General features: G+C 62.0%; 27 protein-coding genes. 12 read left to right on the plus strand and 15 right to left on the minus strand.

The annotated features are described in order from the left end of the window. Window positions 1-64 precede the first annotated feature (64 nt). On the plus strand, window positions 65-991 hold the full coding sequence (locus AB8B29_RS19040) for a choline sulfate utilization transcriptional regulator (RefSeq protein WP_092574453.1): 927 nt from the start codon (window positions 65-67) through the stop codon (window positions 989-991). Here the strand turns inward: AB8B29_RS19040 and otsA are convergent. Both otsA and otsB read right to left on the minus strand, forming a co-directional pair. Continuing rightward, on the minus strand, window positions 978-2,354 hold the full coding sequence (gene otsA, locus AB8B29_RS19045; RefSeq protein ID WP_092574452.1) for an alpha,alpha-trehalose-phosphate synthase (UDP-forming): 1,377 nt from the start codon (window positions 2,352-2,354) through the stop codon (window positions 978-980). The two genes, AB8B29_RS19040 and otsA, sit on opposite strands and share 14 nt — an antisense overlap. A gap of 49 nt (window positions 2,355-2,403) precedes the next feature. Next, window positions 2,404-3,198 (minus strand): trehalose-phosphatase, encoded by a 795-nt coding sequence (gene otsB / locus AB8B29_RS19050; protein WP_047556260.1) that lies wholly within the window; start codon window positions 3,196-3,198, stop codon window positions 2,404-2,406. A gap of 601 nt (window positions 3,199-3,799) precedes the next feature. Here otsB and AB8B29_RS19055 point away from each other — a divergent pair. After that, window positions 3,800-4,615, plus strand: a complete 816-nt coding sequence (locus tag AB8B29_RS19055; protein ID WP_037202940.1) for a class II glutamine amidotransferase — start codon at window positions 3,800-3,802, stop codon at window positions 4,613-4,615. Here the strand turns inward: AB8B29_RS19055 and coaBC are convergent. Then, complete coding sequence (coaBC, locus tag AB8B29_RS19060; protein WP_037202941.1) at window positions 4,602-5,813, minus strand: bifunctional phosphopantothenoylcysteine decarboxylase/phosphopantothenate--cysteine ligase CoaBC; 1,212 nt, start codon at window positions 5,811-5,813, stop codon at window positions 4,602-4,604. The genes AB8B29_RS19055 and coaBC overlap by 14 nt on opposite strands. A gap of 244 nt (window positions 5,814-6,057) precedes the next feature. Here coaBC and AB8B29_RS19065 point away from each other — a divergent pair, with 244 nt between their 5' ends. Continuing rightward, the gene (locus tag AB8B29_RS19065; RefSeq protein WP_174156930.1) at window positions 6,058-6,504 is read left to right on the plus strand and encodes a nuclear transport factor 2 family protein; all 447 of its coding nucleotides are present in this window, start codon (window positions 6,058-6,060) and stop codon (window positions 6,502-6,504) included. A 161-nt stretch (window positions 6,505-6,665) separates the two neighbouring features. Here AB8B29_RS19065 and AB8B29_RS19070 read toward each other — a convergent pair whose 3' ends face one another. Next, complete coding sequence (locus AB8B29_RS19070; protein WP_037202945.1) at window positions 6,666-7,430, minus strand: SDR family oxidoreductase; 765 nt, start codon at window positions 7,428-7,430, stop codon at window positions 6,666-6,668. A 119-nt stretch (window positions 7,431-7,549) separates the two neighbouring features. On the opposite strand from AB8B29_RS19070, the gene AB8B29_RS19075 reads away from it, so the two are divergent. Next, entirely contained in the window at window positions 7,550-8,455 is a 906-nt protein-coding gene (locus AB8B29_RS19075) for a LysR family transcriptional regulator (RefSeq protein WP_037202946.1), read from the plus strand. A gap of 103 nt (window positions 8,456-8,558) precedes the next feature. Here AB8B29_RS19075 and AB8B29_RS19080 read toward each other — a convergent pair whose 3' ends face one another. Beyond that, window positions 8,559-9,434 (minus strand): LysR family transcriptional regulator, encoded by an 876-nt coding sequence (locus AB8B29_RS19080; protein WP_037202948.1) that lies wholly within the window; start codon window positions 9,432-9,434, stop codon window positions 8,559-8,561. A gap of 97 nt (window positions 9,435-9,531) precedes the next feature. On the opposite strand from AB8B29_RS19080, the gene AB8B29_RS19085 reads away from it, so the two are divergent. The 5 genes from AB8B29_RS19085 (at window position 9,532) to AB8B29_RS19105 (ending at window position 12,564) form a co-directional block, all read left to right on the plus strand. Beyond that, window positions 9,532-10,815, plus strand: coding sequence for an MFS transporter (locus tag AB8B29_RS19085; protein ID WP_037202949.1), 1,284 nt, complete (start codon window positions 9,532-9,534; stop codon window positions 10,813-10,815). Between the two features lie 15 nt (window positions 10,816-10,830). Next, entirely contained in the window at window positions 10,831-11,217 is a 387-nt protein-coding gene (locus AB8B29_RS19090) for a VOC family protein (RefSeq protein WP_037202951.1), read from the plus strand. A gap of 129 nt (window positions 11,218-11,346) precedes the next feature. After that, window positions 11,347-11,688 (plus strand): ArsR/SmtB family transcription factor, encoded by a 342-nt coding sequence (locus AB8B29_RS19095; RefSeq protein ID WP_037203309.1) that lies wholly within the window; start codon window positions 11,347-11,349, stop codon window positions 11,686-11,688. Further along, window positions 11,672-12,154: an SRPBCC family protein gene (locus tag AB8B29_RS19100; RefSeq protein WP_051964460.1), complete on the plus strand. Its 483-nt coding sequence runs from the start codon at window positions 11,672-11,674 to the stop codon at window positions 12,152-12,154. Before AB8B29_RS19095 ends, AB8B29_RS19100 begins: the two co-directional genes overlap by 17 nt. A 5-nt stretch (window positions 12,155-12,159) precedes the next feature. Continuing rightward, on the plus strand, window positions 12,160-12,564 hold the full coding sequence (locus AB8B29_RS19105; RefSeq protein ID WP_037202952.1) for a GFA family protein: 405 nt from the start codon (window positions 12,160-12,162) through the stop codon (window positions 12,562-12,564). A gap of 114 nt (window positions 12,565-12,678) precedes the next feature. Here the strand turns inward: AB8B29_RS19105 and AB8B29_RS19110 are convergent, their stop codons facing one another. The 9 genes from AB8B29_RS19110 to ubiE form a co-directional block, all read right to left on the minus strand. Next, on the minus strand, window positions 12,679-13,347 hold the full coding sequence (locus AB8B29_RS19110; protein WP_047556240.1) for a spermidine synthase: 669 nt from the start codon (window positions 13,345-13,347) through the stop codon (window positions 12,679-12,681). A gap of 126 nt (window positions 13,348-13,473) precedes the next feature. Next, window positions 13,474-15,135 (minus strand): urocanate hydratase, encoded by a 1,662-nt coding sequence (locus AB8B29_RS19115; RefSeq protein WP_047556238.1) that lies wholly within the window; start codon window positions 15,133-15,135, stop codon window positions 13,474-13,476. Window positions 15,136-15,335: 200 nt separating this feature from the next. Then, complete coding sequence (locus AB8B29_RS19120; RefSeq protein ID WP_092574448.1) at window positions 15,336-15,665, minus strand: TfoX/Sxy family protein; 330 nt, start codon at window positions 15,663-15,665, stop codon at window positions 15,336-15,338. Between the two features lie 17 nt (window positions 15,666-15,682). Then, entirely contained in the window at window positions 15,683-16,783 is a 1,101-nt protein-coding gene (locus AB8B29_RS19125) for a DUF917 domain-containing protein (protein ID WP_092574447.1), read from the minus strand. 3 nt (window positions 16,784-16,786) lie between these two features. Next, window positions 16,787-18,061: a Zn-dependent hydrolase gene (locus AB8B29_RS19130; RefSeq protein ID WP_037202961.1), complete on the minus strand. Its 1,275-nt coding sequence runs from the start codon at window positions 18,059-18,061 to the stop codon at window positions 16,787-16,789. Further along, complete coding sequence (locus AB8B29_RS19135; protein ID WP_037202962.1) at window positions 18,058-19,443, minus strand: dihydroorotase; 1,386 nt, start codon at window positions 19,441-19,443, stop codon at window positions 18,058-18,060. The genes AB8B29_RS19130 and AB8B29_RS19135 overlap by 4 nt, the downstream gene beginning before the upstream one ends. 27 nt (window positions 19,444-19,470) lie before the next feature. Then, window positions 19,471-21,054: an aromatic amino acid lyase gene (locus AB8B29_RS19140; RefSeq protein ID WP_037202964.1), complete on the minus strand. Its 1,584-nt coding sequence runs from the start codon at window positions 21,052-21,054 to the stop codon at window positions 19,471-19,473. A 241-nt stretch (window positions 21,055-21,295) separates the two neighbouring features. Continuing rightward, window positions 21,296-22,870 carry a 2-polyprenylphenol 6-hydroxylase gene (ubiB, locus tag AB8B29_RS19145; RefSeq protein WP_037202966.1) on the minus strand — a complete coding sequence of 525 codons (1,575 nt, stop codon included), beginning with the start codon at window positions 22,868-22,870 and terminating at the stop codon, window positions 21,296-21,298. Window positions 22,871-22,932: 62 nt separating this feature from the next. Beyond that, window positions 22,933-23,709 carry a bifunctional demethylmenaquinone methyltransferase/2-methoxy-6-polyprenyl-1,4-benzoquinol methylase UbiE gene (gene ubiE, locus AB8B29_RS19150; RefSeq protein ID WP_037202967.1) on the minus strand — a complete coding sequence of 259 codons (777 nt, stop codon included), beginning with the start codon at window positions 23,707-23,709 and terminating at the stop codon, window positions 22,933-22,935. Between the two features lie 247 nt (window positions 23,710-23,956). Here ubiE and mutM point away from each other — a divergent pair, with 247 nt between their 5' ends. From mutM to rpsT, 3 genes are all read left to right on the plus strand, one after another. Further along, window positions 23,957-24,847, plus strand: coding sequence for a bifunctional DNA-formamidopyrimidine glycosylase/DNA-(apurinic or apyrimidinic site) lyase (mutM, locus tag AB8B29_RS19155; RefSeq protein ID WP_112440082.1), 891 nt, complete (start codon window positions 23,957-23,959; stop codon window positions 24,845-24,847). 16 nt (window positions 24,848-24,863) lie between these two features. Next, window positions 24,864-25,637, plus strand: coding sequence for an enoyl-CoA hydratase (locus AB8B29_RS19160; RefSeq protein WP_037202969.1), 774 nt, complete (start codon window positions 24,864-24,866; stop codon window positions 25,635-25,637). 192 nt (window positions 25,638-25,829) lie between these two features. Next, window positions 25,830-26,105: a 30S ribosomal protein S20 gene (gene rpsT, locus AB8B29_RS19165; RefSeq protein WP_037202970.1), complete on the plus strand. Its 276-nt coding sequence runs from the start codon at window positions 25,830-25,832 to the stop codon at window positions 26,103-26,105. A gap of 670 nt (window positions 26,106-26,775) precedes the next feature. Here rpsT and AB8B29_RS19170 read toward each other — a convergent pair. Then, the coding region (locus tag AB8B29_RS19170) for a hypothetical protein (RefSeq protein WP_439006665.1) at window positions 26,776-26,978 on the minus strand (203 nt) is incomplete at its 5' end.

Consider the following 26,978-nt stretch of genomic DNA (forward strand, 5'->3'; position numbering starts at 1 on the left):
TGAACATCACTAGCGTTCTTGCTGTAAAGCGGGCATTTTTTGATGGATGCCAAAAGGAAATTCTATGGCTGAACGTTCGGTCGATCTTGGCTGGCTGCGAATTTTCCTGGAGGTCGGGCGCTCCGGCAGCCTGTCTTCCGCGGCCCTGGCGCTTGGCCTGACGCAGCCGGGCGTCAGCTACCAGATCCGTCGCATCGAGGAGCAGATGGGCGTGTCCCTGTTCCACCGCCAGCATCGCGGCGTCAAGCTCTCGCCTGAGGGACAGCGTCTGCTCGAAATCGTCGAGAAGGCAGTCGGCGGCGTCGATATGCTGGTGCGCAGCTTTCGCGCAGAGGCGGAGCGCCCTTCGGTCAGGCTACGAACCGACTACGCCTTCTCAGCACTTTGGCTGATTCCCCGTATGCATGCCTTCCGGCTGCTTCACCCTGAAGTGGATATCCAGATCGTCGCGACACAGCGGCTCGATCGCGGCGCACCGGAAAGCAGCGATATCGTCGTCGTTTTCGGCGCACGAAACGAGTTCGGTCCGGGAGCAACGCTGCTGTTGCCGGAAAAGGTCGTGCCGATCTGTACCCGTGGCTTCGCAGATCGCCACGGCCCATTCACCGATCCCTCGCAACTGGCGCGCGCCACGCTCGTGCATCTCGATTCCGATATGCCGTCGCCATGGTTCGACTGGGAAAGCTATCTTGCGGCATTCGGCATTGCCCGCGACAGCTATGCCGGCCGTGGCGACCTGCGCTTCAATACCTATTCCCTGGTCGTGCAGGCAGCACTCAGCGAGCAAGGAGTTGCGATCGGCTGGATGGGCCTCATCGATTCGCTTCTCACCGCACGTACGCTGGTGACGGCAGGTCCGATGCTGGAAGCACCGGGGCGCGGCTATTGGCTCCTGCCGCCGGCAGCGCCGAGCCTGCATGCGGAGCGGCTGGCTCAATGGCTGCTGGCAGAGGCGGCCATCGCTGAGCCGCAATCGCTTACTCCGCCGTAAGATCGGTCAGAAATGTCTCGCACCAGTGCAAGACATCGTGTTCCAGCAGGTAGTCCATCATGCCGCGCCACCGTTCCTGTCGCTCCTGCAGCGGCATGTTGACGGCGCGCGCCAATGCGTTGGCAGTTCCGTCGACGTCATAGGGATTGACCAGCAAAGCACCGTGCAGCTTGCGCGCCGCGCCGGCAAACTGTGACAGCACCAGCACGCCGGGATCTTCCGGATCCTGCGCCGCGACATATTCCTTGGCGACGAGGTTCATGCCGTCGCGCAGCGGCGTCACCAATCCGACCTTGGCGAGCCTGTAGAGACCGGCCAGTATCGGGCGGCTGATCGAGCGGTTGATATAGCGGATCGGCACCCAGTCGACTGTGCCGATGGCGCCGTTGACCCGGCCGGCCTGTTCGGCGACGGCGTGCTGCATCGCCTCGTATTCCGGCACTTCCGAGCGCGATTTTGGGGTGATCTGCAGATAGGTGACGCTGCGCTGGTGAGCCGGATTGTTGGTGATGAACCGCTCGAAGGCGTCGATGCGCTGCGTGATGCCCTTGGAGTAATCGAGCCTGTCGACGCCGAGGATCAGGTCGCGGCCTTCGATGCTCTTTCGCGCCTTTTGCACCATGCTGTGCGACGCGGCCTTGCGGGCGAAGGCAGCGAAGCCTGCCGTTTCGATGCCGATGGAATAGGCGCCGCCGCGGAAGTCGTGGCCGTGGGCGTTGAAATGGCCAGGACTTTTCTCGATGCCCATGCCCTCGCGCTTCAGGCAGCCCGCGAAGTTTTCAAGATCATGATCGGTCTGAAAGCCGAGCAGGTCGTAGGAGGTGAGGCCGCGCATGATTTCTTCATGCACCGGCATGGCTTGCACAACGTCTGCCGGCGGCCAGGGAATGTGCAGGAAGAAACCGATGCGGTTTTTCAGCCCCATCTGCCGCAGCTCGGCCGCCAGTGGAATGAGGTGATAGTCGTGAACCCAGATGACGTCGTCGGGTTTGATCAACGGCGCAAGCCGGTGGGCAAAGAAGCGGTTGACCCGGAAATAGCCGGTCATTTCCTTGCGGGCATATTCCGCAAGATCGAGCCTGTAGTGGCAGATCGGCCAGAGCACACGGTTGGCAAAGCCCTGGTAATATTCCTCGACGTCGGTCTGGGTCAGATCGGTCAGGGCATAGGTGATATTGCCGTCCTGCGTCAGCTGCAGCGGCTCCGGCTCAGCCTCGCCGCTCGATTTGCCGGACCAGCCCATCCAGACGCCGCCGCGTTCGGCAAGGGCTGCCTGCAGCGCCACGGCAAGGCCGCCCGCAGCTGCGGCACCCTTGTGATCGGGCACGGAAACGCGATTGGAAACGATGATGAGACGACTCACGGATTATTCCTTTCAAGAGGGCTGGGAGGGCGCCGCAATGATTGGGAGATTATTTGACGAGCGTTCCCAGCACGTCCCTTAAACGCGCAGGCGAGCCAATGGATGCACGTGCCAGCGTTTTTCCGTTGCCGTCGCCGATGCGCACGGATTGACCGCCCAGCCGGTTGGCGGCGGCGAACATCGTCTCATCGGTCACGTCGTCGCCGATCGTGACTGGACGGCGCCCCTCGAAAGGAGCCTCACCGAGGAATGCCTCGATGGCGTGCCCTTTGCTGGCATGGGCAGGGCAGATTTCAACCACCATCTTGCCGTGCTGCAGGCTCCAGTCGGGGCCGGCATCCTCAAGGTGGCGCTGCATCGCCGCGGCGATCTCGGCTTCACTCCCAGGCGCATGCCGAAAGTGAACCGCAACGGCGGCACCCTTGTCCTCGACGATAGCGCCCGGCCAGGCATGGGCCTCGCGAGCGATGGTCTGCTTCATCTGCTGGAAGGCAGGCGGAATATGCGTGCGCCGCAGCCGTCCGGCCGCATCGCGCCGCTCCGCGCCGTGCAGGCCGGCAACCGGAAAACGGAAAGGCGCAAACAGCGGATCGACAAATTCGATCGAGCGTCCCGTCACCAGCGCCAGCGCGCCGCCGAGCTGGCGGGAAAGCGCATGGAGCGTAGCGGGAAGATGGTCCGGTATGACGATCGCCTCGGGCCTCTCGGCGAGATCGAGCAATGTTCCATCGATGTCGAGGAACAGGGCCCAGTCCCGAGGATACAGTGAGAGTGCGGTGAGTGCCGGCTCTTTGAGCGGCCTCGGTTCGGCTTCGCCCTGATCGGGCTGTTCCTGAGAAGACATGTATAGTTAGCTAAGGCGCTGTTCCCATTCGGCAAGGAAAAAAACGAACTTGTTATGGATCAAGGTCGGCAGCGATCTGCTGAAATCGTCAGGATACTGATGCCCAGGAATGCAAAAAGGGGCCGCGTTAGCGACCCCCCATGAGCTTTGGCCCGTAACTGGCCTGAAGCGCCAGGCGCTTCCGGAAGGCGTTGATCAGTGCGAGGGCTGCCTCGCAACGTTCACGACCATTTCCATGCCCGGTACGAAGACCGAAATCTCACTAGACATTGGATCACCTTCCTTTCGTTACGTTTCAGATATGACAAACGTAGCTCAAATTTCACCCAATGCAAGGGTTTCGGCGCCGGCGAACTTCACACTTCTTGTCGCAGCGAAATGCTTTTCACGAGATTCCTTCGACGAAAGCCTTGCCGGCATGGGCTCACGAAGAAAATGTTGCGATGCGAAATGTGATCGGACGAGGCGTCAAATATCTGTCATCTTGGCTGTCAGGGAATGGAAAATTAAGAGTTTGTTACCCATTCTGCATGAACAATCGTCCAAGATTTGCCATTCTCTCGCGGGACAGAAAAACAGCCGGAATCGGAGTGAAAGACGCATGTGTCGCTGGGCAGCCTATCGTGGAGACCCCCTCTATCTGGAGGAGCTGGTGTCTTCGCCCGCCCACTCCCTGATCGAACAATCCCATTGCGCCACGCGCGCCAAGACGGCGACCAACGGTGACGGCTTCGGCATCGCCTGGTATGGTGATCGGCCGGAGCCGGGCCGCTATCGCGACGTCCTGCCAGCCTGGTCCGACTGCAATCTCAAGAGCCTGGCGCGGCAGATCCGTTCGCCGCTCTTCCTCGCCCATGTCCGTGCCGCCACCGGCGGCGGCACGCGGCGCGACAACTGCCATCCCTTCGTTCTCGAGAACTGGACGTTCCAGCACAACGGGCAGATTTCCAACTTCGACCGTCTGCGACGTCCGATGGAAGCCATGCTCGATGACAGGCTGTTCCACGCGCGCAGCGGCACCACCGATTCCGAGCTTCTGTTTCTGCTGGCGATGCAATTCGGCCTGGCGGCCAATCCGGTCGCGGCGATCGCGGAGACCATCGGCTTTGTCGAAGGCTTGTCGATCCATCTGACCGGCTCGGCGCTCGTGCGATTCACGGCAGCCTTCTCCGACGGCAAATCGCTGCACGCAATACGCTATGCCACCGACCGCAAGGCGCCAACGCTCTATGCATCGCCCGTCGGCTCGGGATACTGCCTGGTATCGGAACCTCTGAACGACGATATCGACGCCTGGCGGGAAATTCCCGATGGCAGCGCCGTGCTGATCGACGATACCGGCGTTCATGTCACGCCCTTCCAGCCGGAAGAACGCGCTTCCGGCGAGAGCCGGACGCCAGCCGCTATCCCTGCTTGAACTGCTCGGCGATCAGCGCCGCCAGCCGCACCGCCACGTCGTCCTTGTCTAGATCTGGCCATTGCTCGACACCGTCGTGACGGATGATCTTCACGCGGTTGCGCGTGCCGCCCATGATGCCGGTCGCGGGCGAGACATCGTTGGCAACGATGATATCGGCGCCCTTGCGCTCCAGCTTTGCCCGCGCATTGCTCTCCACGTCCTGCGTCTCGGCGGCAAAACCGATGACGAGCTTTGGCCGCTGCGTATGATGGCCGACGGTCTTCAGGATGTCGGGGTTTTCCGTCAGCGCCAGCGTCGGGAGGGATTCGCCCGGATGCTTTTTGATCTTCTGGTCCGAGGCGGAAGCCACCTTCCAGTCAGCGACGGCGGCGACCATGACGGCGATGTCGGCCGGCAGCGCCGCCAACACGGCATCGCGCATGTCGTCGGCGCGCTCGACATGGATGACGTGCATGCCCGCCGGATCGGGAATGGTGACAGGCCCCGAGACCAAGGTGACATCGGCGCCGAGCGCTGCCAGCGCTGAGGCGATGGCATGGCCCTGCCGGCCCGACGAGCGGTTGGCGATGTAGCGCACGGGATCGATCGGTTCGTGCGTCGGGCCCGAGGTGATGATGGCCTTCTTTCCGGCAAGCGGCTTGGCACCGTCATGGAGCCGCATCTCGACGGCAGCGACGATCTCAAACGGTTCCGCCATCCGGCCCGTGCCTGTCTCGCCGCTTTCGGCCATTTCCCCCTTCATGGGGCCGACGAAAGCGATGCCGTCGCCACGCAACATCTCGACATTGCGCTTCGTTGCGGCATGGGCCCACATTTTCGGGTTCATGGCCGGCGCGGCAAGCACCGGCCGGTCCGTGGCGAGCAATATGGTGGAGGCGAGATCGTCCGCCAGCCCGTTTGCCATCTTGGCGAGCAGATCGGCGGTCGCGGGCGCGATCAGCACGAGGTCGCAGTCGCGTGCAAGCCTTATGTGGCCGACATCCTGCTCGTCCTGGCGGGAAAACAGATCGGTGAAAACGTGATCGGCGGCGAGGGCTCCGACGGCAAGCGGCGTGATGAACTGCTGGGCGCCCGCCGTCATGACAGGGCGCACGCTCGCACCGCGTTCGCGCAGTCGGCGGATCAGATCGAGGCTCTTATAGGCCGCGATGCCGCCGGAGATGATGAGAAGGATGCGCTTTCCTGCGAGAACCATGGTTGAACCCGTCGCCTGTTCTTTTGGCAATCAGCCTAAGCCTTTGGCGGATAATAGGCAATCGCAGCGTTCCGGCATCGTCGTCAATGCTCCGGCGGTGGGCGGCAATGACGTTCAGATCGAGCAGCTCGGCCAAGGTCTCCAGGCAGACGGTTACCGGGCATCACAGCCTTGTCATTTGCGACGCTCGTCCTGCTCAACGAGACTGACCGGGTCTGATCGAAGGAGTAACGCTTTGAAATTGATGAAAGTTGTGATGATCGCCCTGCCGATCGTGGCCGCCGCCGTGCCGGCTTTGGCGGAGCGGGCCTATTCGCCGCAGGAGCAGAAGAACAAGGAGATCGTTCTGGATTTCTACCAGAAGGCGCTGAATGACAAGAACTTCGACGCCGCCTCCAAATATCTCGGCAAATATGTCCAGCACAACCCGCTGGCTGCCGATGGTCCGGAAGGCCTGCGCGGCTTCCTCGAGTACCTGAAGAAAGACTATCCGCAGTCGAAGAGCGAGATCAAGCGCGTCATGGTCGACGGTGACTTTGTGATCCTGCGTGTCCACACTATTCGCCAACCGGGTGATAGGGGCAGCGCCATCGTCGATATTTTCCGCGTCGAGAACAACAAGATCGAGGAGCACTGGGACTCGGTGCAGCCGATCCCGGAAAAATCGATGAACAATAATACGATGTTCTGAACGGAAAGGCTGCCGCGGGAGCAGAACCCACGGCCAGTTCCTATCCATTCAGAGCATTCCAGCGACATGATCCCGCAGCCAATTCAGGCTTTGCGGGATCATATCGGCGTTCTCTAGATTGCTGATGCCGCCGACGATAATTGCGTCATGAAAAGGGGCGGTCAGGTGCGCGTGATCGATACGCCGCCATCGACGAGCGACGCCGTGCCGGTGACGAAGCTTGCGTCATCGGAGGCGAGATAGAGGACCGAGCGGGCAATTTCTTCGGGACCGGCGACGCGCTTCAGCGCATGCAGATTGGTTATGAAAGCCTGCTTGTCGGATGTGTCGTTCATCTCGCGATACATATCGGTATCGACCGCGCCTGGCAGTATAGCATTGACGCGCACATTCTGCGGGCCAAATTCCGCGGCAAGTGTTTGCGTCAAGCCGATCAGGCCGGACTTGCTGGCGGCATAGGCGGCAACGCCTGGGAAGCCAACGGTATGGCCGACGAAGGTCGAGGTGAAGATCACCGAGCCGCCGCCGTGCTTGACCATTTCGCCGATCTGGTGTTTGGCGGCCAGGAACGATGCGGTGAGGTTGATCGCCAGGGCTTCGGCAAAGCCTGCCTCTGAAACCTCGGTGCTGGGACCGGCCTCACCGAGCGTGCCGGCATTGTTAAAGGCGATATCCAGCTTGCCATAACGCTCGACCGCAAGGGCAACCAGCGCCTTGTGGTAGTCTTCCGAGCGGACATCGCCGGCCAACGCGGCCGCATCGCCGCCCGCGGCTTCGATGTCCGCGACAAGGCTTTCCAGTTCCGCGCCGCGGCGGGCGCCGACGATAACCTTGGCGCCTTCGGCGGCGAAAAGCTTTGCGGTGGCGCGGCCGATGCCGGAGCTGGCGCCGGTGACGATCGCGACTTTTCCATTCAAGCGGTTCATTGTTCCATCTCCTGTGTGAGGACGTGTCTTTCGGTCTGCCCGATACGCGGAAGATGGTCTTTTCCGATCGTTCGGATTAGTCTTCAAATCATGGAACTCGAATTCGGAATCGCCGAACGATGTTGAAGATTGACGGGATCACTGCCTTCGTCGCCGTTGCCGAGGCGGGGTCGATCAGCGAAGCGGCGCGACGCCTGCGCCTGTCAAAATCCGTCGTCAGCGAGCGCCTGTCGGAAATGGAGAAGGCGTTGGGGGCGACATTGCTTCATCGCACCACCCGCAAGCTGACCTTGACGGAGGATGGCGCCGCCTTTCTGGAGCGAGCGACACGTATCGCCCACGAGGTACGCGAGGCCGCTGCCGATCTTGCTGAACGGCGCGGGACATTGACAGGACCGCTGCGCATCGCAGCGCCCGTCACCTTCGGCCGCAAGCATCTCGGCCCGGCTCTCTATCCGTTTCTCGCCGATCACCCCGGGATCGAGCTGACATTGGACCTTGACGACCGCCGGGTCGATGCAGCATCGGAAGGCTATGATGCGATCATACGCCATGGGTTGATTGCCGATTCCCGCTTAGTCGCATGGACGCTCGCCCGCAGCCGCCGTCTTCTCGTTGCAGCACCGGACTATCTCAGCCGCTACGGCAGGCCTGCCTCATTGGCCGATCTCGAAAACCATCGCGGTATCTTCTACGCCAATCGTGGCGTCGCCGATTGGCGTTTCCAGGGGCCGGATGGCGCCGTCATCATCAGGGGAAAGCTGGCATTCGGCGTCAACAATGGCGACGTCATGCATGATGCGGCAATTGCGGGGCTGGGGATCGCGCTGTTGCCGACCTTCATCGCGGGTCCGGCGATAAAGGAGGGGCGGCTCGTCGAAATCGATGTGGGTTGTCGGCCGGAGGCGGAGTTCATCTTCATGGCGCATCCCGAGGGGCGCAATCCCTCGGCAAAGCTGCGCGCCATCGCCGATCACTTGAGAAAGGCGTTCGGCGATCCGCCCTATTGGGACCGGGAAGGATAGAGCGGTTTCGCTTTTCTTCGAATCGCGAAAACGCTCTATCTTTTTGTTTCTTTACGCATTCCAGACGGAAAACCGCTTCGCACTTTTCCTGGAATTGCTCTAATCAGGCAATCAGGCTCATGAGGTTGGCGACGACGGGCGAACGCTGCGCCTTGAGGCTGGCAAGGCCGAGACGCGCGGCGAGCGCCGGCCCGTCAATGGGGCGATAGGCGACGCCGTCGAGCTTGATCTGCGCGATCGAGGCGGGAACGATGGAAACGCCGAGATTGGCGGCGACGAGATTGACGACGGACGGGATCTGCGGCGCCTCCTGCGTCACGACCAGCTCGAAGCCGGCCTCGCGGCAGGCCGCGACGATATCGTCATAGAGGCTGAGGCCGACCATGCGCGGGAATAGAATGAAAGGCTCGCCGGCAAGCGCTGCGACCGGCAGGCGATCTCTAGCGGCAAGGGGATGATGGGCCGGCAGCGCAATCAGCATCGGCTCGTCGGCAAAACGCTTCAACCGCACATCGCGCGGATCTTCCAGACCTGGCCGGATGAAGGCGGCGTCGATCTCGCCGCGTATCAGCCGCTCCATCAGCGCGTTGGTATTCATCTCGGTGAGCGACAGCCGTACCTCAGGCCAGTGATCGCGAAACTCGCGGATGGTCGCCGTGACGATGGTGTTGAAGGCGGAGGAGGCGGTAAAGCCGAGCGACAGGCGGCCGATCTCGCCGCGATTTGCGCGCTGAGCTGCAAGCTTCGCCTTTTCCGCCGCATCGACGGCGGTTTTCGCCTCGGCCAGAAAGGCTTCGCCGGCCGCCGTCAGCTCGGCACCATGCGGCACGCGGTGAAACAGCTGCGCCCCCACCTCGTTCTCCAGATCCTTGATCTGCTGGCTGAGCGGCGGCTGCCCGATGCCGAGCTTGGCGGCGGCGCGGGTGAAGTTCCCTTCTTCCGCGAGCGCCAGAAAATAGCGGATATGACGCAACTCCATCGCTATCTCCAAAACCTATTGAAATCGCCTGTTCCATATATTGGACTAATGAAGCGCTATTGACTAGATTTCTGGACAACAAAGGTTGGATCCCCCCATGTTCGGCGCTGCTGAAAAGCAAGAAATCACCGCTTCCGAAGTTCCCTCCCGTCCGGAATTGACGCTCGTCAGGAGCGCGCCAACGGTTGAGCCCCGTCAATACCTCACGCGCGGTACGCCCGCATTCCGGCGCGCGACCATTGCGCTGTTCCTCTCCGGTTTCGCCACCTTCTCGCTGCTCTATTGCGTGCAGCCACTGATGCCGATTTTCTCGCAGGATTTCGGCGTTACGCCGGCGGCCAGCTCGCTGTCGCTGTCGCTTTCGACCGGCTTCCTCGCCTTTGCGATCTTCGGCGCGGCCGCCGTTTCCGAAAGCCTCGGCCGCCGAAGCCTGATGTTCATATCGCTGCTGGGTGCTGCCCTTTGCACGCTCGTCTGCTCCGTCTCACCGAACTGGCATGTCCTGCTGGTCTTCCGCGCCCTCGAAGGCTTCCTCCTGGGCGGCGTGCCGGCAGTTGCCATGACTTATCTGGCCGAGGAAATCGAGCCGCGCGGCCTCGGCGGCGCCATGGGCCTCTATATCGCCGGCAACGCCTTCGGCGGCATGGCCGGTCGGGTCGTGACGGGCACGATCGCCGAATTCTTCAGCTGGCGGCCGGCACTGGCCGCTGTCGGCATTCTCGGGCTGATCGCCGCCACCGGCTTTCTCTATCTGCTGCCGCCGTCGCGCAATTTCACGCCGCGCAAAGGTTTCGATATTGCCTTCCACGTAAAGGCCTGGAGCGGCCATTTCGGCAACCCGGCGCTGCCTCTGCTCTTTGCCATCGGCTTCCTCGTCATGGGTTCCTTCGTCACAGTCTATAACTATGCCGGCTTCCGCCTCGTCGCCGCTCCCTATAACCTCAGCCAGACCGAACTTGGCCTGATCTTTACCGCCTATCTCTTCGGCATCGTCGCCTCCTGGGCAGCGGGCCTCCTCGGCGATCGCATCGGTCACTTCGTCGTGCTGCCGGCCGGCGTGCTGATCGCAGCACTTGGTGCGGCCGTCACGCTCGCCACGTCGCTGCCGCTGATCATCCTCGGCATCGTTCTGGTGACGATCGGTTTCTTTATGACCCATTCCGTAGCCAGCGCCCTTGTGGGACGGCTTGCCCGCGGCGCCAAGGGGCATGCCTCCTCGCTCTATCTGCTCGCCTATTATCTGGGCTCCAGCATTGCCGGTTCGCTCGGCGGTTATTTCTGGCTTGCAGACGGCTGGAATGCCGTGGTTGCCTTCATCCTCATCATGCTGGCGATCTGCCTTGTCAGTGCCTTTGCGGTCGCAAGGCTGGCTCGCCGCTAAGGCCGGAGACTGAAAATGATCCGCATCGACCATCTCGATCATCTCGTGCTGACAGTCGCGAGCATCGAGCAAAGCTGCGATTTCTACGCCCGTGTCCTCGGCATGGGCGTGGAGACTTTCGGTGAAGGCCGCAAGGCGCTGGCCTTCGGCAACCAAAAGATCAATCTGCATCGCGCGGGGCATGAATTCGAACCGAAAGCCGATCGACCGACGCCGGGCTCGGCCGATCTCTGCTTCATCAGCGACACGCCGATCGACGATGTCATCGTTCATCTGCAGGCCGAAGGCGTCGCGATCGAGGAAGGCCCTGTACGCCGGACCGGTGCGACCGGCCCGATTCTCTCGGTCTATTTCCGCGATCCGGATCACAATCTGATAGAAGTTTCCAATCCCCTTTCCTGAGATGACGCGCGCTGTCGAGCTCGCGTTTCGTTTGCATGGCAAGTCAGCCCAGCTTTGGGTTACTTGACATGTCTCGGCCGGGGATATATTAAACTAATAAGTTAATTAACTTTATGGTTTATGACCTGCATGGACGCGTTGAGCATGACACTATCCGCCCTTGCCGATCCGACCCGCCGGGCCATTCTGGCGCGGCTCACGACCGGCGAGGCCTCCGTTTCCGAGCTGGCCGAACCGTTCGACATGTCGCTGGTTGCCGTTTCCAAACATCTGAAAGTGCTGGAGAAAGCCGGCCTGATCTCGAAGGGCAGGGAGGCGCAGTGGCGTCCATGTCGGCTGGAAACCAAACCGCTCATGCAGGTGGATGACTGGCTGGAAAGCTATCGCCAATTCTGGAACGAAAATCTCGATCGCCTGGAAGCCTATGCCGCAGCCTTGCAACGGGGAGGAGCTGATGACCGCAACAAATGAGATCCGGAGCCCGCGCCCGCTGCGCGAGATCGTGCTGACCCGCGAAATTGCCGCGCCGCGTACCTTGCTGTTTCGCCTCTGGACGGAGCCCGAGCATCTGATGCGCTGGTGGGGTCCGCAGACCACGACGGCCTCAGCCGTCTCGGTCGATCTGCGGGAAGGGGGAGCCTGGCGGCATTGCATTTTCACGGCGGAGGGCAAGGAATATTGGAGCCATGGCCGCTATCTCGAGATCGTCCCGCCCGAGCGTCTCGTCTTTACCTTCGCCTGGGAGGACCAGCACGGCAAACCCGGGCACCAGATGAAGGTCACGGTGGAATTGCACGAGCTCGGCGACAAGACGCGCCTCGTCTTCCGCAAGGTCGAGCTGCCTGACGATACCGAACTGAAGCTGCAGACCGGCGGCTGGGAGCAAGCCCTCGACAAATACGTCGCCTATGCGGAAGCCACCTCAAGGGAAGGATGAGTGTGATGAAGAAGACCTATCACGGAAGCTGCCATTGCGGCGCCGTCAGCTACGATGCCGATCTCGACCTGCAGGGCGGCACCTTCAAGTGCAATTGCTCGATCTGCAAGAAGAAGCGCAATTGGCTGGCTGTGGCAATACCCGCCGATTTCCGCTTGGTTTCGGGCGAAGACAGCATCGGTGAATATCAGTTCGGCCCGCGCATCCTGCATCATCTTTTCTGCAAGAATTGCGGCGTCAGTTCTTTCAACTGGGGCGAAAACCCTGCGCTTGGCGGCAAGTTCTATGCGGTCAGTATCAGCTGCCTGGATGACGCCACCGACGAGGAGCTCGCCTCCCTTCCCGTCGGCTATTTCGATGGCCGCGACGATCGTTTTGACAAGGCGCCGGAGGAAACGCGCTATCTTTAGTGGGTGCGGAGCTAGAGCGTTTTCGCTTTTCTTCGAATCGCGAAAATGCTCTATCCTTTTGTTTCTTTACGCATTCCAGACGGAAAACCGCTACGCACTTTTCCTGGAAATGCTCTAGGCTTTCGTCGCCAGCCAAATAACGTGACGCGCGCCGCTCTTGCCATTGGCGCGGGTGTTGACCACCTCAGCGGCAAAGCCGCTATCGCGCAGGCGCCGTGTGAAGCGTTCGTCGGGTCCGGAAGACCAAACGGCGAGAATGCCGCTCGGGCGCAGCGCATTATGGGCGGCCTTGAGGCCCCGATAATCGTAGAGGCCGTCATTGGCCTCCTGCGTGATGCCGTCAGGACCATTGTCGACATCGAGGAGGATGGCGTCATAGACCGCCTTTGCGGTACCGATGAGCGGGCGCACATCGCCTTCGTGAATGGCAACGCGCGGATCGTCGAGGCAGCCGTCGAACACGGTGGCCATCGGTCCGCGCGCCCAGGCAACGACGGCCGGAACCAGTTCCGCGACCGTCACCTTGGCGTCCGCACCCAACTCGCCGAGGGCCGCACGCAAGGTAAACCCCATGCCGAGGCCGCCGATCAGCACATGCGGCGCTTTCCGGGCCTTGATCTTTTCGCAGGAGAGCGTGGCAAGCGCGCGTTCCGAGCCGCTGAGGCGGCTGTTCATCAGCTCGTTGGTGCCGAGCATGATGGAAAATTCCTGGCCGCGCTGCTTCAGCCGCAGCTCGCCGCCGCCGGGGATTTTCGCAGTGTCGAGCAGGGTCCAGGGGATCACGGGCAACTCTCCAAAGCAATTCCAGGAAAAGTGTGTGGCGGTCTTCCGCCCGGAGTTGCGTGTAAAACAGGTCATTTCGAATTGCCCGGGACCATAGTCGGTCACTGTTCCGAAGAACAGATGTGCTCATCCAAGACGGATATAGGGCACATCCTTTTTCGCCACTTCGTCCAGGGCCTCCTCATAGCCCGCGTCGGCATAGCGCATGACGCCGAGCGCCGTGTCGTTGGTGAGCGCGTGGTCGAGCCGCTCGTCGGCGGCCGGCGTGCCATCGGCAACCACGGTAACGCCGCAGCTCGTCATGTAGCCGGCATAGCCGCCGCCGCCGGAATGGACGACCACGAGATCGGCCATGGACGAGCAGAGCATCATGGCGTCGATCAACGGCCAGTCGGCGATAGCGTCGGAGCCGTCCTTCATGCCTTCAGTCATGATGTTCGGATGTGCCATCGCGCCGGCGTCGAGATGGTCGCGCGAAAAGGCGATCGGGCCTTTCAGCTCGCCGCTTGCCACAAGCTCGTTGACGCGCCGGGCAAGTGCCGTGCGTTCGCCATGGCCGAGCCATGCAATACGCGCCGGCAACCCCTCGAAGGGCACGTGCTCGCGGGCAAGGCGGATCCAGTTGGTGACGATCTTGTTGTCCGGGAACATTTCCAGCAGCAGGTCGTCGATGCGGGCGATATCGCTTTCCTCGCCCGAAAGCGCCATCCAGCGGAAGGGGCCGATGGCGCGGCAGAAGAGCGGACGCAGATAGGCTTCGGTGAAGATCGGGATATCGAAGGCATTCGCCACGCCGCCTTCCTTCGCCTGGGTGCGGATCAGGTTGCCGTTGTCGAAGACTTCCGAGCCTTGTCTCTGGAAATCGAGCATGGCCTTCACATGCTCGACGATCGAGGCGCGGCTTGCCGCCATGAGCTGGCCCTGGCCGTCGTCGCGCAGGTCTTTGACCTGTTGCAGGCTCATGCCCTTCGGCACATAGCCATAGACGAGGTCATGGGCCGATGTCTGGTCGGTGACGATATCGGGCACGATGCCGCGCCTTGCGATCTCGGGATAGATCTCCGCGGCGTTGCCGACGAGGCCGACCGAGAGCGCCCGCTTCTCCTTGACCGCAGCATCGATCATCGCCAGCGCGGAATCGAGGTCCGGCGCGATCTCCTGCAGATAGCCGATCTCCTGGCGCTTCTTCGCCCGCTCTGCGTCGATATCGACACAGAGGATGGCAGCACCCGCCATGCGGCCCGCCAGCGGCTGCGCGCCACCCATGCCGCCAAGCCCGGCAGTCAAAACGAAGCGGCCGAAAAGATCGCCGCCGAAGCGGCGCTCGGCGATGCGCATGAAGATTTCGTAGGTGCCCTGGATGACGCCCTGGCTGCCGATATATTGCCAGGCGCCGGCCGTCAGACCGCCCCAGCAGATCAGGCCTTTGCGCTGCAGTTCATAGAAGACTTCCGCCTTCGCCCACTGCCCGACGATGTTGCAATTCGCCATGATGACCAGCGGCGCCTTGTCATGCGTGCGCACCAGCCCGATCGGCTTACCGGATTGAATGAGCAGCGTCTGATTCTCATCCATCTCGGTCAGGGCCTTGACGATGCCCTTGTGCGCCGCCCAGTTGCGCGCCGCCTTGCCGAGCGCGGCATAGACGACGAGGTTGTCCGGATCTTCGCCGACAGAGAGCACGTTTTCGAGCAGGCGCAGCAACGCTTCCTGCCGCCAGCCCTTGGCGCGCAGCTCCGGACCGCCCGGTATAGGGAATTTCGGATGACGTGGATTGGCTTTCGGCATGGTTGCTCTTACCTCTGGTTTGGTGGTTCTCCTTCTCCCCGCTAGGGAGAAGGTGGCCCGAAGGGTCGGATGAGGGGGTAGTGCGGCATATGCCGTCTTTGCTTCTCCCTCAGACGTTCACTCCTTCGTCGCTCACCCCTCATCTGTCCTGACGGGCATCTTCTCCCCGCTGGGGAGAAGAGGGCGGCGCCGATAGTCATTCATTTCGGCGGCAGGCCTTCGACGAAGTCCAGCGCGGCAAGAAGCAGCCGCTTGCGCAGCATGTCGTTGCCATAGGCTTCCGGCCCGGCGCGCACCCAGCCCTGTATTTCACGGCCACCTGACAGCATGGGCTTGATGTCGTGCAGCTCCAGCGCCCAGGCGTCGTTGCCCTTGCCGAGGCGTATCAGCAGACCGTCTTCGCGCGCGCCGCAAAGGAGGTGGCCGTTGAGCAGAAAGGCCCAGCCGCCGAACATCGCTTTCTCGCTAAGCCCGGGCCGCTGCCCGAGCTCTTCTCTCAGCAATTCTTCGAGACCGGCGTCACGGGCCATTTAAGCCTCCGCGCTCCTCAGCTCTTCTTGCCCGCCAAGGCGTATTTCGCGATCTCGATCCCCATCGCCTTTTCGACGGAAGGGTAGACGGTGGGGTCGAGCACGCTGGCGGAAAGCGGAATGATGTCCATCGGCACATGCAGGATGAAGACGTTCATCCCCTCATGCAATTGGCCGACGCTCAAGGGCTCGCCTTCCGGCGAGAGCGTGGTGATGACGGAGGGGAATGTCGCGAGGCGCTTACCATTGGTATCTTCGACGGCCATGTATTCGTTCATCACATGCATGACCACGGCCTTCTCGCCGGAGCCGACCGCGATGGTGCCGATATCGAAGGCTTCCTTCGTATAGACAACATCCTTCCTGGTGATCGTGCCCTCGGCAAGGATATGGCCACCGGTCGTCTTGCAGATGGCGTCGATGACGGCGCTGCCGCCCTTCTTTTCCGCCTCGATGATAGCCTCGCCAAGCGAGAGCGCCATGGAGATGCCGCCCAGCGCCGCATGCGTGCGGACATAGGAGGCGCGCAGCGGGTTGCGGCAGGAGGCGATGAAGCCGCCGGATTGGTCGGAAGCCGCGCGCAGGATCGGCGAGATCTTCGCCGTCGCACCCTTCACCACGAGTTCGATATAGCGGTTCTCGGCGCGATTGCCGCCGACAGCGGTCTGGATCATCTGCTCGGGCGAACCTGCCATGCCGATCGACCCCATGTCGCCTGTGGGATGGGCGCGGATATCGCCGACCGCATCCACCACCTTGGTGCCCAGGATGGCCGACGGCAGCCAGCCGTTCAGCGTCGACGACTTACCGTTCTGGCCGATGATCAGGCCGGAGAGCTTTTCGCCGAGTTCGTCCTGGAGTAGCTGCGCTGCCTTGACGTAGTCTATGCCCTGCATTTCCCAGGGGGTCGTGGAGGCCGGCGCGCCGATGGCGGCTGCCGTCGCGATCCAGTCATTGTCGTTAAGCTCGTCGATCGACACCAGCTCCGGCTTGCCGACATTGACTGCGGCATAGCCGAGCATGCGGCCGTGATCGGCCCAGCCGCCGCCACCGGCGGCATAAACGGAACCACCCTTGACGGCCGCTTCCACATCCTTGGCAACGAGTACGCGTCCCATTGGCTACTCCCGGTTCTGTTTGAGGCTTTTATCCATGTCGCGCACGGCTTCGAAGAGCACGGCGGCGCCCATGGCGATATCGTCATTCTCGGCCCATTCCTCGGCGCAGTGGCTGCGGCCTTCCTTGCAGGGCACGAAGATCATGGCGGCAGGCGCGACCTTGGCGATCCAGGCGGTATCGTGACCGGCGCCCGAGGCCATGCGGCGATGCTTGGCGCCGACGGTTTCACAAGCGCGCTCGAGCGTTTCGAGCAGGTTCGGATCGCCCGGCGTCGGAAAATTGTCTGAGACGCGGACAGGTGGCTTGATCGTCACACCGTAAGCCGTCGCTATCTTTTGCACCGCGCCATCGATCCAGGTCAGGAACTGTTCCATGTCGCCGCGAATTTCGGCACGGCCGTCGATCAGCAGCACCACCTTAGACGGCACGACATTGGCGGCATTCGGCTCGATGCGGAATTCGCCGACCGTGGCCGCAAAATGGCCTGGCGTCTTCGCCTGCTCGGCCGCCCGCTCCCTGATATCGAGCACAAGCTGGGAAGCTGCGACAAGCGCATCGGCACGGCGATCCATCGGCGTCGTGCCGGCATGGTCGGCGCGGCCTTCGACGGTGATTTCGATGCGGGTGATGCCGGCAATCGCGGTGACGATGCCGATATCCTTGTTCTCGGCTTCCAGCACGGGGCCCTGCTCGATGTGCAGTTCGAGGAAGCCGGCGAGATCGGGACGTTTCTGCGCGAGCAGCACGGCGGGATCGCCGCCGACTTCCGCAATGCCCTGCGCAAGGGTGCGCTCGCCGCTGGTGCGGGTGAGCCATGCCTCCGGTATCTGCCCGGTCATGCCGCGGCTGCCGATGCAGGAGACGCCGAAGATGCTGACTTCCTCCGCCAGGAAATCGACGATCTCCAGATCGTGGTCCAGCTGGATATCGCGACCCTTCAGGGAGCGGGCGACTTCCAGCGCCGCGATCGTGCCGGCAATGCCGTCGAACCGGCCGCCATCGGGAACGGTGTCGGAATGCGATCCCACAAGGATCGTACCGAGGCCGGGTTTTGCGCCGGCGCGCCTGCCGATCAGGTTGCCGCCGGCGTCGATGCGCGTCTCCAGCCCGGCTGCCTTCATGCGCGCCTCGATGTAAGCGCGGCCTTCCAGAAAGAGCGGTGAGAAGGCCCGGCGTGTCCAGGGGTGCCCGGGCTCGGTAATGCCGGCCAGCGCGTCGATGTCCTCGGCGATGCGGTCGGCGTTGACGGGCAGGTTGTGGCGCTTCAGTTGGTTCATCGGGCGGCTTCTCCGGCAAAGATTTGGCGAGGCAAGGGACGCACGAAGCTGCCGGAGCCGGGTTCGGCCAACACCTTCTGTCCCTCGGTAATCTTTCTGCCTCTAAGGTAAGCGGCGGATACCGTCCAGGGCAGGCGGATGCCATGATAGGGGCTCCAGCCGACGACGTTGTTGCCGCTTGCCGCTGCGTCATAGATCATCTCGCGCGGTTCCAGCACGACGATATCGGCATCCTTGCCCGGTGTCAGTGCGCCCTTGATATGGTCGAGGCGGAAGTGCCTGGCCGGATTTTCCGCCATGAGCTTCGCCGCCCAGGTCAGTGGCACGCCGCGCTCCAGAGCACCCTTTACGAAGAGCGGCACCATGACCTCCAGTCCCGGCACGCCGGAAGCATTCGCCAGCATATCCGGATTGTTCTTGCGGTTTTCCGACCAGCTGACGTGGTCGGTCGAAACCAGCCAGACATTGCCTTCCGCCACCTTGCGCCACAAGGTTTCCACTTCGGCGCGCGGGCGGATCGGCGGATTTATTTTCGCCTTACCGCCGAGGCGTCGAACATCGTTTTCCTCGTCGAGCGTCAGATAGTGGATGCAGCATTCAACCGTCGCCTCGAAGCCGTCGCGGCGATAGGCACGCGCGATGTCGTAGCCGCGGCCGAGCGAGCAGTGCACGACATGGGCCGGGCAGCCGGTGTCGGCGCCCGTCTCGAAGATCGTGTGCATGGCAAGCAGCTCGGTGATCGGCGGCCGCGAGAGCCCATGGGCGCGATAGTCTGTCACGCCGCTGGCTTTCACCTGCTCCATGTAGGTCCGAACGGCTTCGTCATCCTCATTGTGCACGCCCGCGGTCAGCCCGGTCGGCGCGATCGCCGCAAAGCAGGCGTCGAGCAGGGCAGGCGGGATGCGCGGGAAACGCTTGGGGTCCGTGCCGAAGGTGGAGAACTTGAAGGCCGCGACGCCGGCCTCGACCATTTCGGCGATGCGCGCCGGGCCTTCTTCCGGGTCGATCGTGCCATAGAGGGCGAAATCGACGCGGGCCTGCGGCGAGGCATGATCGATCTTCTTTTTCACCGCTGCGGCGGAGCAGACCAGATTGCCTTCGTCATAGGGCATGTCGACGATGGTGGTCACGCCGCCGGCCGCTGCCGAGCGGGTTGACCAGATGAAATCCTCCTGATCCTTCTGCGAGAGCGAATGCACCTGTGCGTCGATCGCGCCGGGCAGGATCAGCGCCTTGCCGAGCAGATGCCGCTCACGCGCCGCCGGCGGCACGCCGATGCCGATCTCGGCGATCCTGCCGTCGCGGACTGCGACATAACCCGCTTCCACGATGCGCTCGGGCAAAACCACGGTGCCCTGCAGAACAAGATCGAAATCCGCCATGTGCGTTCTCTCCGCTTATCGGTTGGTTCAGATAACGACGGTGTCGCGATAAAGCCGTTCCTCGAGCCGCTCCAGCGAGCCGAGCGCGAAGAAATCATCATAGGCAAGGATCGGCTTGTGGGCGATCATTTCTGAAACGAAGGCCTCGGACGCAAGTTCCTCTTCGATCGCCTCGACTTCTGCCGAAAGCGGCCGGTCGACCACATAGAAATCCGCATGCTTGCGCACCACCTCGTAGAGCATGCGCGCGACGCCTTCCGGCTTGTCGCCGAGAATATCCATCGCCTGGGCCGAAAGCAGTGCTTCCAATGCAGCAAGGCGCTTCAGTGCCCGCGTCTGCCGCTCGAAACGTTCGATGACGAGCGGCAGGAAGGCCGCCTCGTCCTCCATGCCGGCCGCGACCACCAGCGATTGCGCCGAGACCGGGTTGGACATGGACAGGACGCGCGAAAAGATCTCGCCTGCGAGCTTGATGATCGGGCCGAAGCCGGTCGCGATCCTGCCTTCCGGCACGAGATTGACCGGCAGGCCGCGCCGCTGGCCGTTGCCGAGCAGGACGCAGTGGTTGAAGGCATTGCGAGCGGCGTGCGCCATGCAGATGACGGCGGCCTCGAGAAGGATGGTGACGTCGAGCGGCAGCGAGCCTCCCGACGTCATGACGCGCCCGTCGACGATGACGGGATTGTCGTCGGAACGGCCGGTGGCGGCCAGGATCTTGTGGCCCGCGGTCAGCAGGTTCTCGATGACAGCGCCGTAGACTTGGGCGATCATGCGCAGGCTCAAAGGATCCTGCACATGCGTTGCGACGGGCCACGGCCATTCGTCCGAAGCGTTGCAGAGCCATGCGCCGATCAGCGCTTCGCGCGCCGTGCCGACATGACGCACCGCATACCAGGGATCACGCGAGGCCCCGAGCGCGCCGGCTGCCATCATGCTGGTCGCCAGCAGCACGCGGATCGAGGAGGCGGCATTGCGGGTGGTCTCCGCCGCCGCCGCGAAGCTCACGGCATTGACGCTGAGCGAGGCGAGGCTGTCACGCGGCAGCATCTTCACCGGATTGATACCGGCAGCGGTAAAGGCATCGGCCGCCTGCATGCGCCGGCCGCGATAGACCGCCTCGCCGACCCCGGTCAGTACCGCGCCGATCTGGCCCATCAGGCCGATATCGGCGCAACCGATCGAGCCGGTACGGCGAACCACGGGAATGACATCCGTATGCAGAAGCTGAAGATAGGCGTCGATCAGCCCCGGCGAGCAGCCGACTTGACCTGTTAGCGCCGTGTTGACGCGGATCGCCATGGCATTGCGCACGACCGACATGGAAAAGGGTGCGCCGGTGCCGAAATGATGGGCGCGCACCAGGCCTAGATTGAAGGCATCGAGATCTTCCGGCGACCATTCGACATCCTTCATGGCCCCGACGCCGGTCGTGGAGCCGTAGACCGGCATGCCGGACTGGATCGTGCTTTCGAGAACGCCGCGCGCCAGGCGCACCCGCGCCATGCCGCTTTCCGATGCCGAAGGCATGGCGGTGCCAGCGCCGATCCGCACCAGATCGCTGAACCCCAAGGGTTGCCCGGTGAGTTCGATGCCGGCTCTCTGACGCTCCATTGTCCTTGTTCTCCTTTTTCGCAAGGCTATGCGAGCCTTATCGCAAATGGGATATCCCAAATGACGAACACCTCATTCGGCGGCGCTTTGAATTTTGAGGCGAGTCCGGCTGCGATGCAACTCGGTGTTTGCACGGGTATGTTGTCATCGCCAAGCAAAGCGCGTGCAGGAGGAAGTGATTACCTCTCGCATCAATGGCGGCAATCTTCGCAGATGCGCGAGCGCCAGGGAGCGCTGAAGGTCAGCTCAGTTGCCAGGCGATATAGAGGAGCGTCAGCGCGATCACCCATAGCGCGAGGCGGCCGGAGCGGCTGTGCTTGGCCTCCGCCTTGCCGATCGCCTCTGTGGTCTGCGGGTCGAAGCGAAGACCGTTCTCGCTCATGCGCAGCAATTCGTGATGGAATTTCTCCGTCTTGGCGGCAATTTCGGGCGCTGCCTCGGCGAGTTTCAAGGCCGCCTTCAAACCGTCCTTGAGGTCGGTTACGATGCGCTTCGGGCCGAGATTGGTGCGGATCCAGTCTCCGACGACGGGTTCCGAAGCCTTCCACATGTTGAAGCGCGGATTGAGCATGCGTGACACGCCCTCGACCACGACCATGGTCTTCTGCAGCATAACCAGCTCCGGCCGTGTCTCCATGTCGAAGAGTTGGGTTACTTCGAAGAGCAGTGTCAGCAGCTTGCCCATGGAGATCGTCTCGGCCGGCTGACCATGGATCGGCTCGCCGATGGCGCGGATCGCCTGTGCGAAACTCTCCGTATTGTGATGAGCGGGCACATAGCCTGCCTCGAAATGCACCTCGGCGACGCGGACGTAATCGCGGGTGATGAAGCCATAGAGGATCTCGGCGAGGAAACGGCGTTCCTTGTTGCCGAGGCGGCCGACAATGCCCATGTCGACGGCGACGATCGTGCCGGCGGCATCGACGAAGAGATTGCCGGGATGCATGTCGGCGTGGAAGAAGCCGTCGCGCAGCGTATGGCGAAGGAAGGATTGGATCAGCGTATCGGCGAGCGTGTTGAGATCGTGCCCGGCGGCTTTCAGCCCCTCGACATCTGACATCTTGACGCCGTCGATCCACTCCATGGTGATGACGTCGCGGCCGGTGCGCTCCCAATCGACCTTGGGGACGCGGAAGCCCGGGTCTTTCTCGGTATTTTCAGCGATTTCGGAAAGGGCCGCCGCCTCCAGGCGCAGATCCATCTCGACCTTGGTGGTCTGCTCGAGCGTCCGCGTCACCTCGACGGGCCTGAGGCGCCGACTGGAGGGAAGGAAGCGCTCCTGCAGGTTGGCGACGAGATACATCGCCTTGATATCGTTTACGAAACGCTGGCGAACGCCGGGACGGATCACCTTGACGGCAACGCGCTTGGTCCCCCCCGGCGTCTCTACCTCGGCCGGATGCACCTGGGCGATGGAGGCGGCCGCGATTGGTTCGCCAAAACTGACATAAAGCTCGTCGAGTTTGCGGCCGAGTGAGCCTTCGATCGATGATTTCGCGGCGGCATGGGGAAAGAAGGCCATGCGGTCCTGCAGCTGCGACAGGTCGTTGGCCATGTCGACGCCAACGACGTCGGGCCGCGTCGCCAGGAACTGGCCGATCTTCACATAGGACGGCCCGAGCCGTTCGACAGCTTTGGAAAGCCGGTCGCTGCGGGCCTGGTTCTTGGCACTCTTGCGGGCAAAGATACCGACGAAGGATTTGGCGAGGCTGACGGAAGGCGGCAGGCCTTCCGAGGGAAGCGCAATGACCACGCCCTCGCGCACCAGCACCCAGCCGACCCTGAGAAGGCCGAAATATGCGTTGAAAGCACTCATAGCGTCTCAAGGTCTCGGGAAATGGAGGCCGTCGACCGCGTCACATGGCTCGACATCATGCTTTAGAGCTTCCAGCCGGAGTGCAGGGCGGCGATGCCGCCGGTATAGTTGGTGAAGCTCACGCGCGAGAAGCCGGCCTCGCCGATCATCGTCGCAAAATCCTGCTGGTTCGGGAATTTGCGGATCGATTCCACCAGATACTGATAGGGCTCGGCCTCGCCGGTGATCGCCTTGCCGAAGCGCGGAATGGCGTTGAAGGACCAGGCGTCATAGACGCGGTCGAGCAGCGGCAGGTCGACCTCGGAGAATTCGAGCACCAGCAGCCGGCCGCCGCGCTTCAGCACGCGATAGGCTTCCTTCAGCGCCACGTCGATATGAGGGACGTTGCGGATGCCGAAGGCGATCGTATAGGCGTCGAACGAGTTGGGCTCGAAGGGCAGTTCCTCGGCATTCGCTTCGACGAAGGTGAGATTGTCGGAGAGCTTCTTCTTTTCCGCGCGTTCCGCGCCGACGCCGAGCATCGAGCCGTTGATGTCGAGCACCGTCGCATGCGCCAGCCGGTTCGAGGCTTCGACGATGCGGAAGGCGATGTCGCCCGTGCCGCCGGCAACGTCGAGGACCTTGTAGGTCGCATCCTTGCGCGGGTTGAGCGCTGCGATCATGGCGTCCTTCCAGGCCCGGTGCAGGCCCATGGACATGACGTCGTTCATGACATCGTAGCGCTTGGCAACCTTGTGGAACACCTCGTTGACGAGGCCCTGCTTTTCGCCATCGGCCACTTCGCGAAAGCCATAGGATGTTTCCATGCCGCCATCGGCGGAGGTGCGGCTGTCTGCCATCGGCTCAACTCCGTTACACTATAGCGCCGCGTGTCATATGTGACGCGCAAAGGTCGCTGTAGCCCTTTAAATTTGCTGCATAATTTTATCCTTAAATCGATTCCGATCTAAGGAATTACGCAGTATTCAGCGGCGGACCATAGCGAAATCGCGTTTGCCACGCTATCTCATCAGCCAGATCACCAGCCGCAATGCCCTTGGGCTATAGCCCAGATCATAAGCGGTTGAAACATAAAGATGGATAGCCATGCCGGAATTACCAGAGGTCGAGACCGTCAGACGAGGGCTGGCGCCTTCCATGGAGGGCGCCCTGTTGAAAGAGCTGGAACTGCGCCGCGGCGATCTGCGCTTTCCGTTCCCGGCCGGCTTCTCGCAAGCGGTCTCGGGGCGCGGCATCACGTCGCTGTCGCGCCGCGCCAAATATCTGCTGATCGACCTCGATGACGGCATGACGATCGTCGCGCATCTCGGCATGTCCGGTTCGTTCCGGATCGAGGCCGGCCCGTCGGCGGAGACGCCCGGAGCATTCCACCATCCGCGTTCCAAGGACGAGAAGCACGATCATGTCGTCTTCCATCTGGCGGGTGCAGGCGGTGACGCGCGCGTGATCTACAACGATCCGCGTCGCTTCGGCTTCATGGATGTCGTCAGGCGAGCCGATATCGCCAGCCACCCCTTCTTCCGCGATCTTGGCCCGGAACCCACCGGCAACGAACTGGGCGCCGACTATCTGGCCGAACGCTTCGCCGGCAAGGCGCAGCCGCTGAAGAGCGCGCTGCTGGATCAGAAGAATATCGCCGGCCTCGGCAATATATATGTCTGCGAGGCGCTGTGGCGCTCTCATCTGTCGCCCCTGCGCGCCGCCGGCACGCTGGTCACCGACACCGGCGGCCCGAAGGAGGAGCTGTTGAGGCTGGTGGCCGCGATCCGCGCTGTCATCGCCGACGCGATCGCGGCAGGCGGCTCGTCGTTGCGTGATCATATCCAGACGGATGGGTCGCTTGGCTATTTCCAGCATTCCTTTTCCGTCTATGACCGCGAAGCCCAGCCTTGCGGCACGCCGGGTTGCGGCGGTACGGTCAGCCGCATCGTCCAGGCAGGGCGCTCTTCTTTCTATTGCGCCGCCTGCCAAAGCTGATTGAAGGGAGAGACAAGTGGCTTACGAAACCCTGATCGTCGAAACTCATGGGGCTGTCGGCCTCATCCGGCTCAATCGGCCGCAGGCGCTGAACGCGCTGAATTCCACGGTGCTTGCCGAGCTGAAGCAGGCCTATGCCGCCTTCCATCTTGATGATGCGATCGGCGCGATCGTGCTCACCGGCTCGGAAAAGGCCTTCGCAGCCGGCGCCGATATCAAGGAAATGCAGCCGCTCGATTTCGTTGACGTCTACAAGGGCGACTTGATGAGCGGCTGGGACGAGATCGCCAGGGCGCGTAAGCCCGTGATTGCCGCCGTCAGCGGTTTCGCACTCGGTGGCGGCTGCGAGCTGGCCATGATGTGCGATTTCATCATTGCCGCCGAGACGGCGAAGTTCGGTCAGCCGGAAATCACGCTCGGCATCATCCCCGGCATGGGCGGCTCGCAGCGCCTGACACGCGCCGTCGGCAAGGCGAAGGCGATGGATCTGGTGCTGACCGGCCGGATGATGGACGCAGCAGAGGCTGAACGCTCGGGCCTGGTGTCTCGCGTCGTGGCGGCCGACAAGCTGCTGGACGAGGCACTGGCCGCCGCCGCCAAGATCGCCTCGCTCTCTCGTCCCTCGGTGCTGATGGCCAAGGAGGCGGTGAACCGCGCCTTGGAAACCACGCTGGAAGAGGGCTTGCGCTTCGAGCGCCGCCTTTTCCATAGCCTGTTCGCCACGGAGGATCAGAAGGAGGGGATGACCGCCTTTGTCGAAAAGCGTAAGCCGGCCTTCAAGAACCGGTGAGGGGCGGAATTCGGAATTACGAGCCTTTGACGAGAATCCGCGTTGACGGCGCGGCTCATTCCAGTTATATGCCCGCCACAGTTTGGAAAGCCGCTCTGGTTTTCCGCAATTGCTCCCGCATTGCTGGATGAAGTGGCCGCAGGGCCCGCGCTGCAGTGACGGAGCTGTGTTTGAATTCTAAGAGAGGCATACATGGCCAATACCAGCTCGGCGAAAAAAGCGACCCGCAAGATCGCCCGCCGCACCGATGTCAACAAGGCTCGTCGCTCGCGCGTTCGCACTTTCGTCCGTCAGGTCGAAGAAGCCATCGCATCGGGTGATGCAGATCTCGCCAAGGCAGCTTTCATCGCCGCCCAGCCTGAACTGGCTCGCGCAGCGACCAAGGGCGTGCTTCACGCCAACACCGCTTCCCGCAAGGTTTCGCGTCTTGCCAAGCGTGTGAAGGCTCTCTCGGCCCCGACAGCGTAATTTTTCCTTAACGATTTAATCGTTAGACTTGAGCCCGGCCTTGTGCCGGGCTTTTTGGATTCGGCCAAAAAAACGCCATAATGCTAAAATGTAGCCGGCTGATCATGTCAGTGACGTGACAGAAATACACATTTGAAAACAAAGGCTTGCGGCAGGATATCTCAGCGCTGGGTGATCTGCGTGACGCGTTGCCGGCTCACAAGTGAGTCAAGGGATTTTTTTATTTTTTTGTTTTGAAACCTGTGAGAATCGCGCTGAACGGGAATCTCCTTGATTCAACAGCGATTCTTTTTTGAAGGCCATGTGACAGTCAAAAACGGCTTCACGAGTCAATGGCTGCCTCTTAATTTTGTGTAAAATTCATCGTTGATATCTGCGTTCGATCCTGCCTAAATGCATTTCAACAAGGGGCGCGGACATCATCTGAAACGGCTTCGGCGAACACTGCCACTAAAGGCGGAGTGGATGATTTTTGTCCCTTGTGACGGAGCAGTTCAGCCCCGTTTTTTCAAACAGTTGACGAGTTAAGACCGTAAGCGGCAACGCTGGCGGAACGAGGAAGCTTGTCTGTCCTTTGCAGCCTAAGTCATAAGCGTGGCTGTGGGGAGGGGAGAAAAATTGACAGCCGCTGGGGCACTGGTCGGAATACGAGGACCGACCGATGCTCCGGTTACGAACGCCAAGACGAAGGCCGCTTTAAAGAGCAGTTTTCGCCGCGGTTTTTTTGTAAAGCCTCTTGGCTGGGCTCGGCTGATGAACCGGCATGCGGCGCAGCTTGAAAAACGAGCGCGACCGTCATGTCATGGCGAAGACCTAAGGACGGCGGCTCGATGTCGTTTCGTCCTATAACGAGACTGTGGAAGGCGGCACTTT

This window comes from Rhizobium sp. 11_C7_N12_5, assembly GCF_051811145.1.
Lineage (GTDB): Bacteria > Pseudomonadota > Alphaproteobacteria > Rhizobiales > Rhizobiaceae > Rhizobium > Rhizobium lusitanum.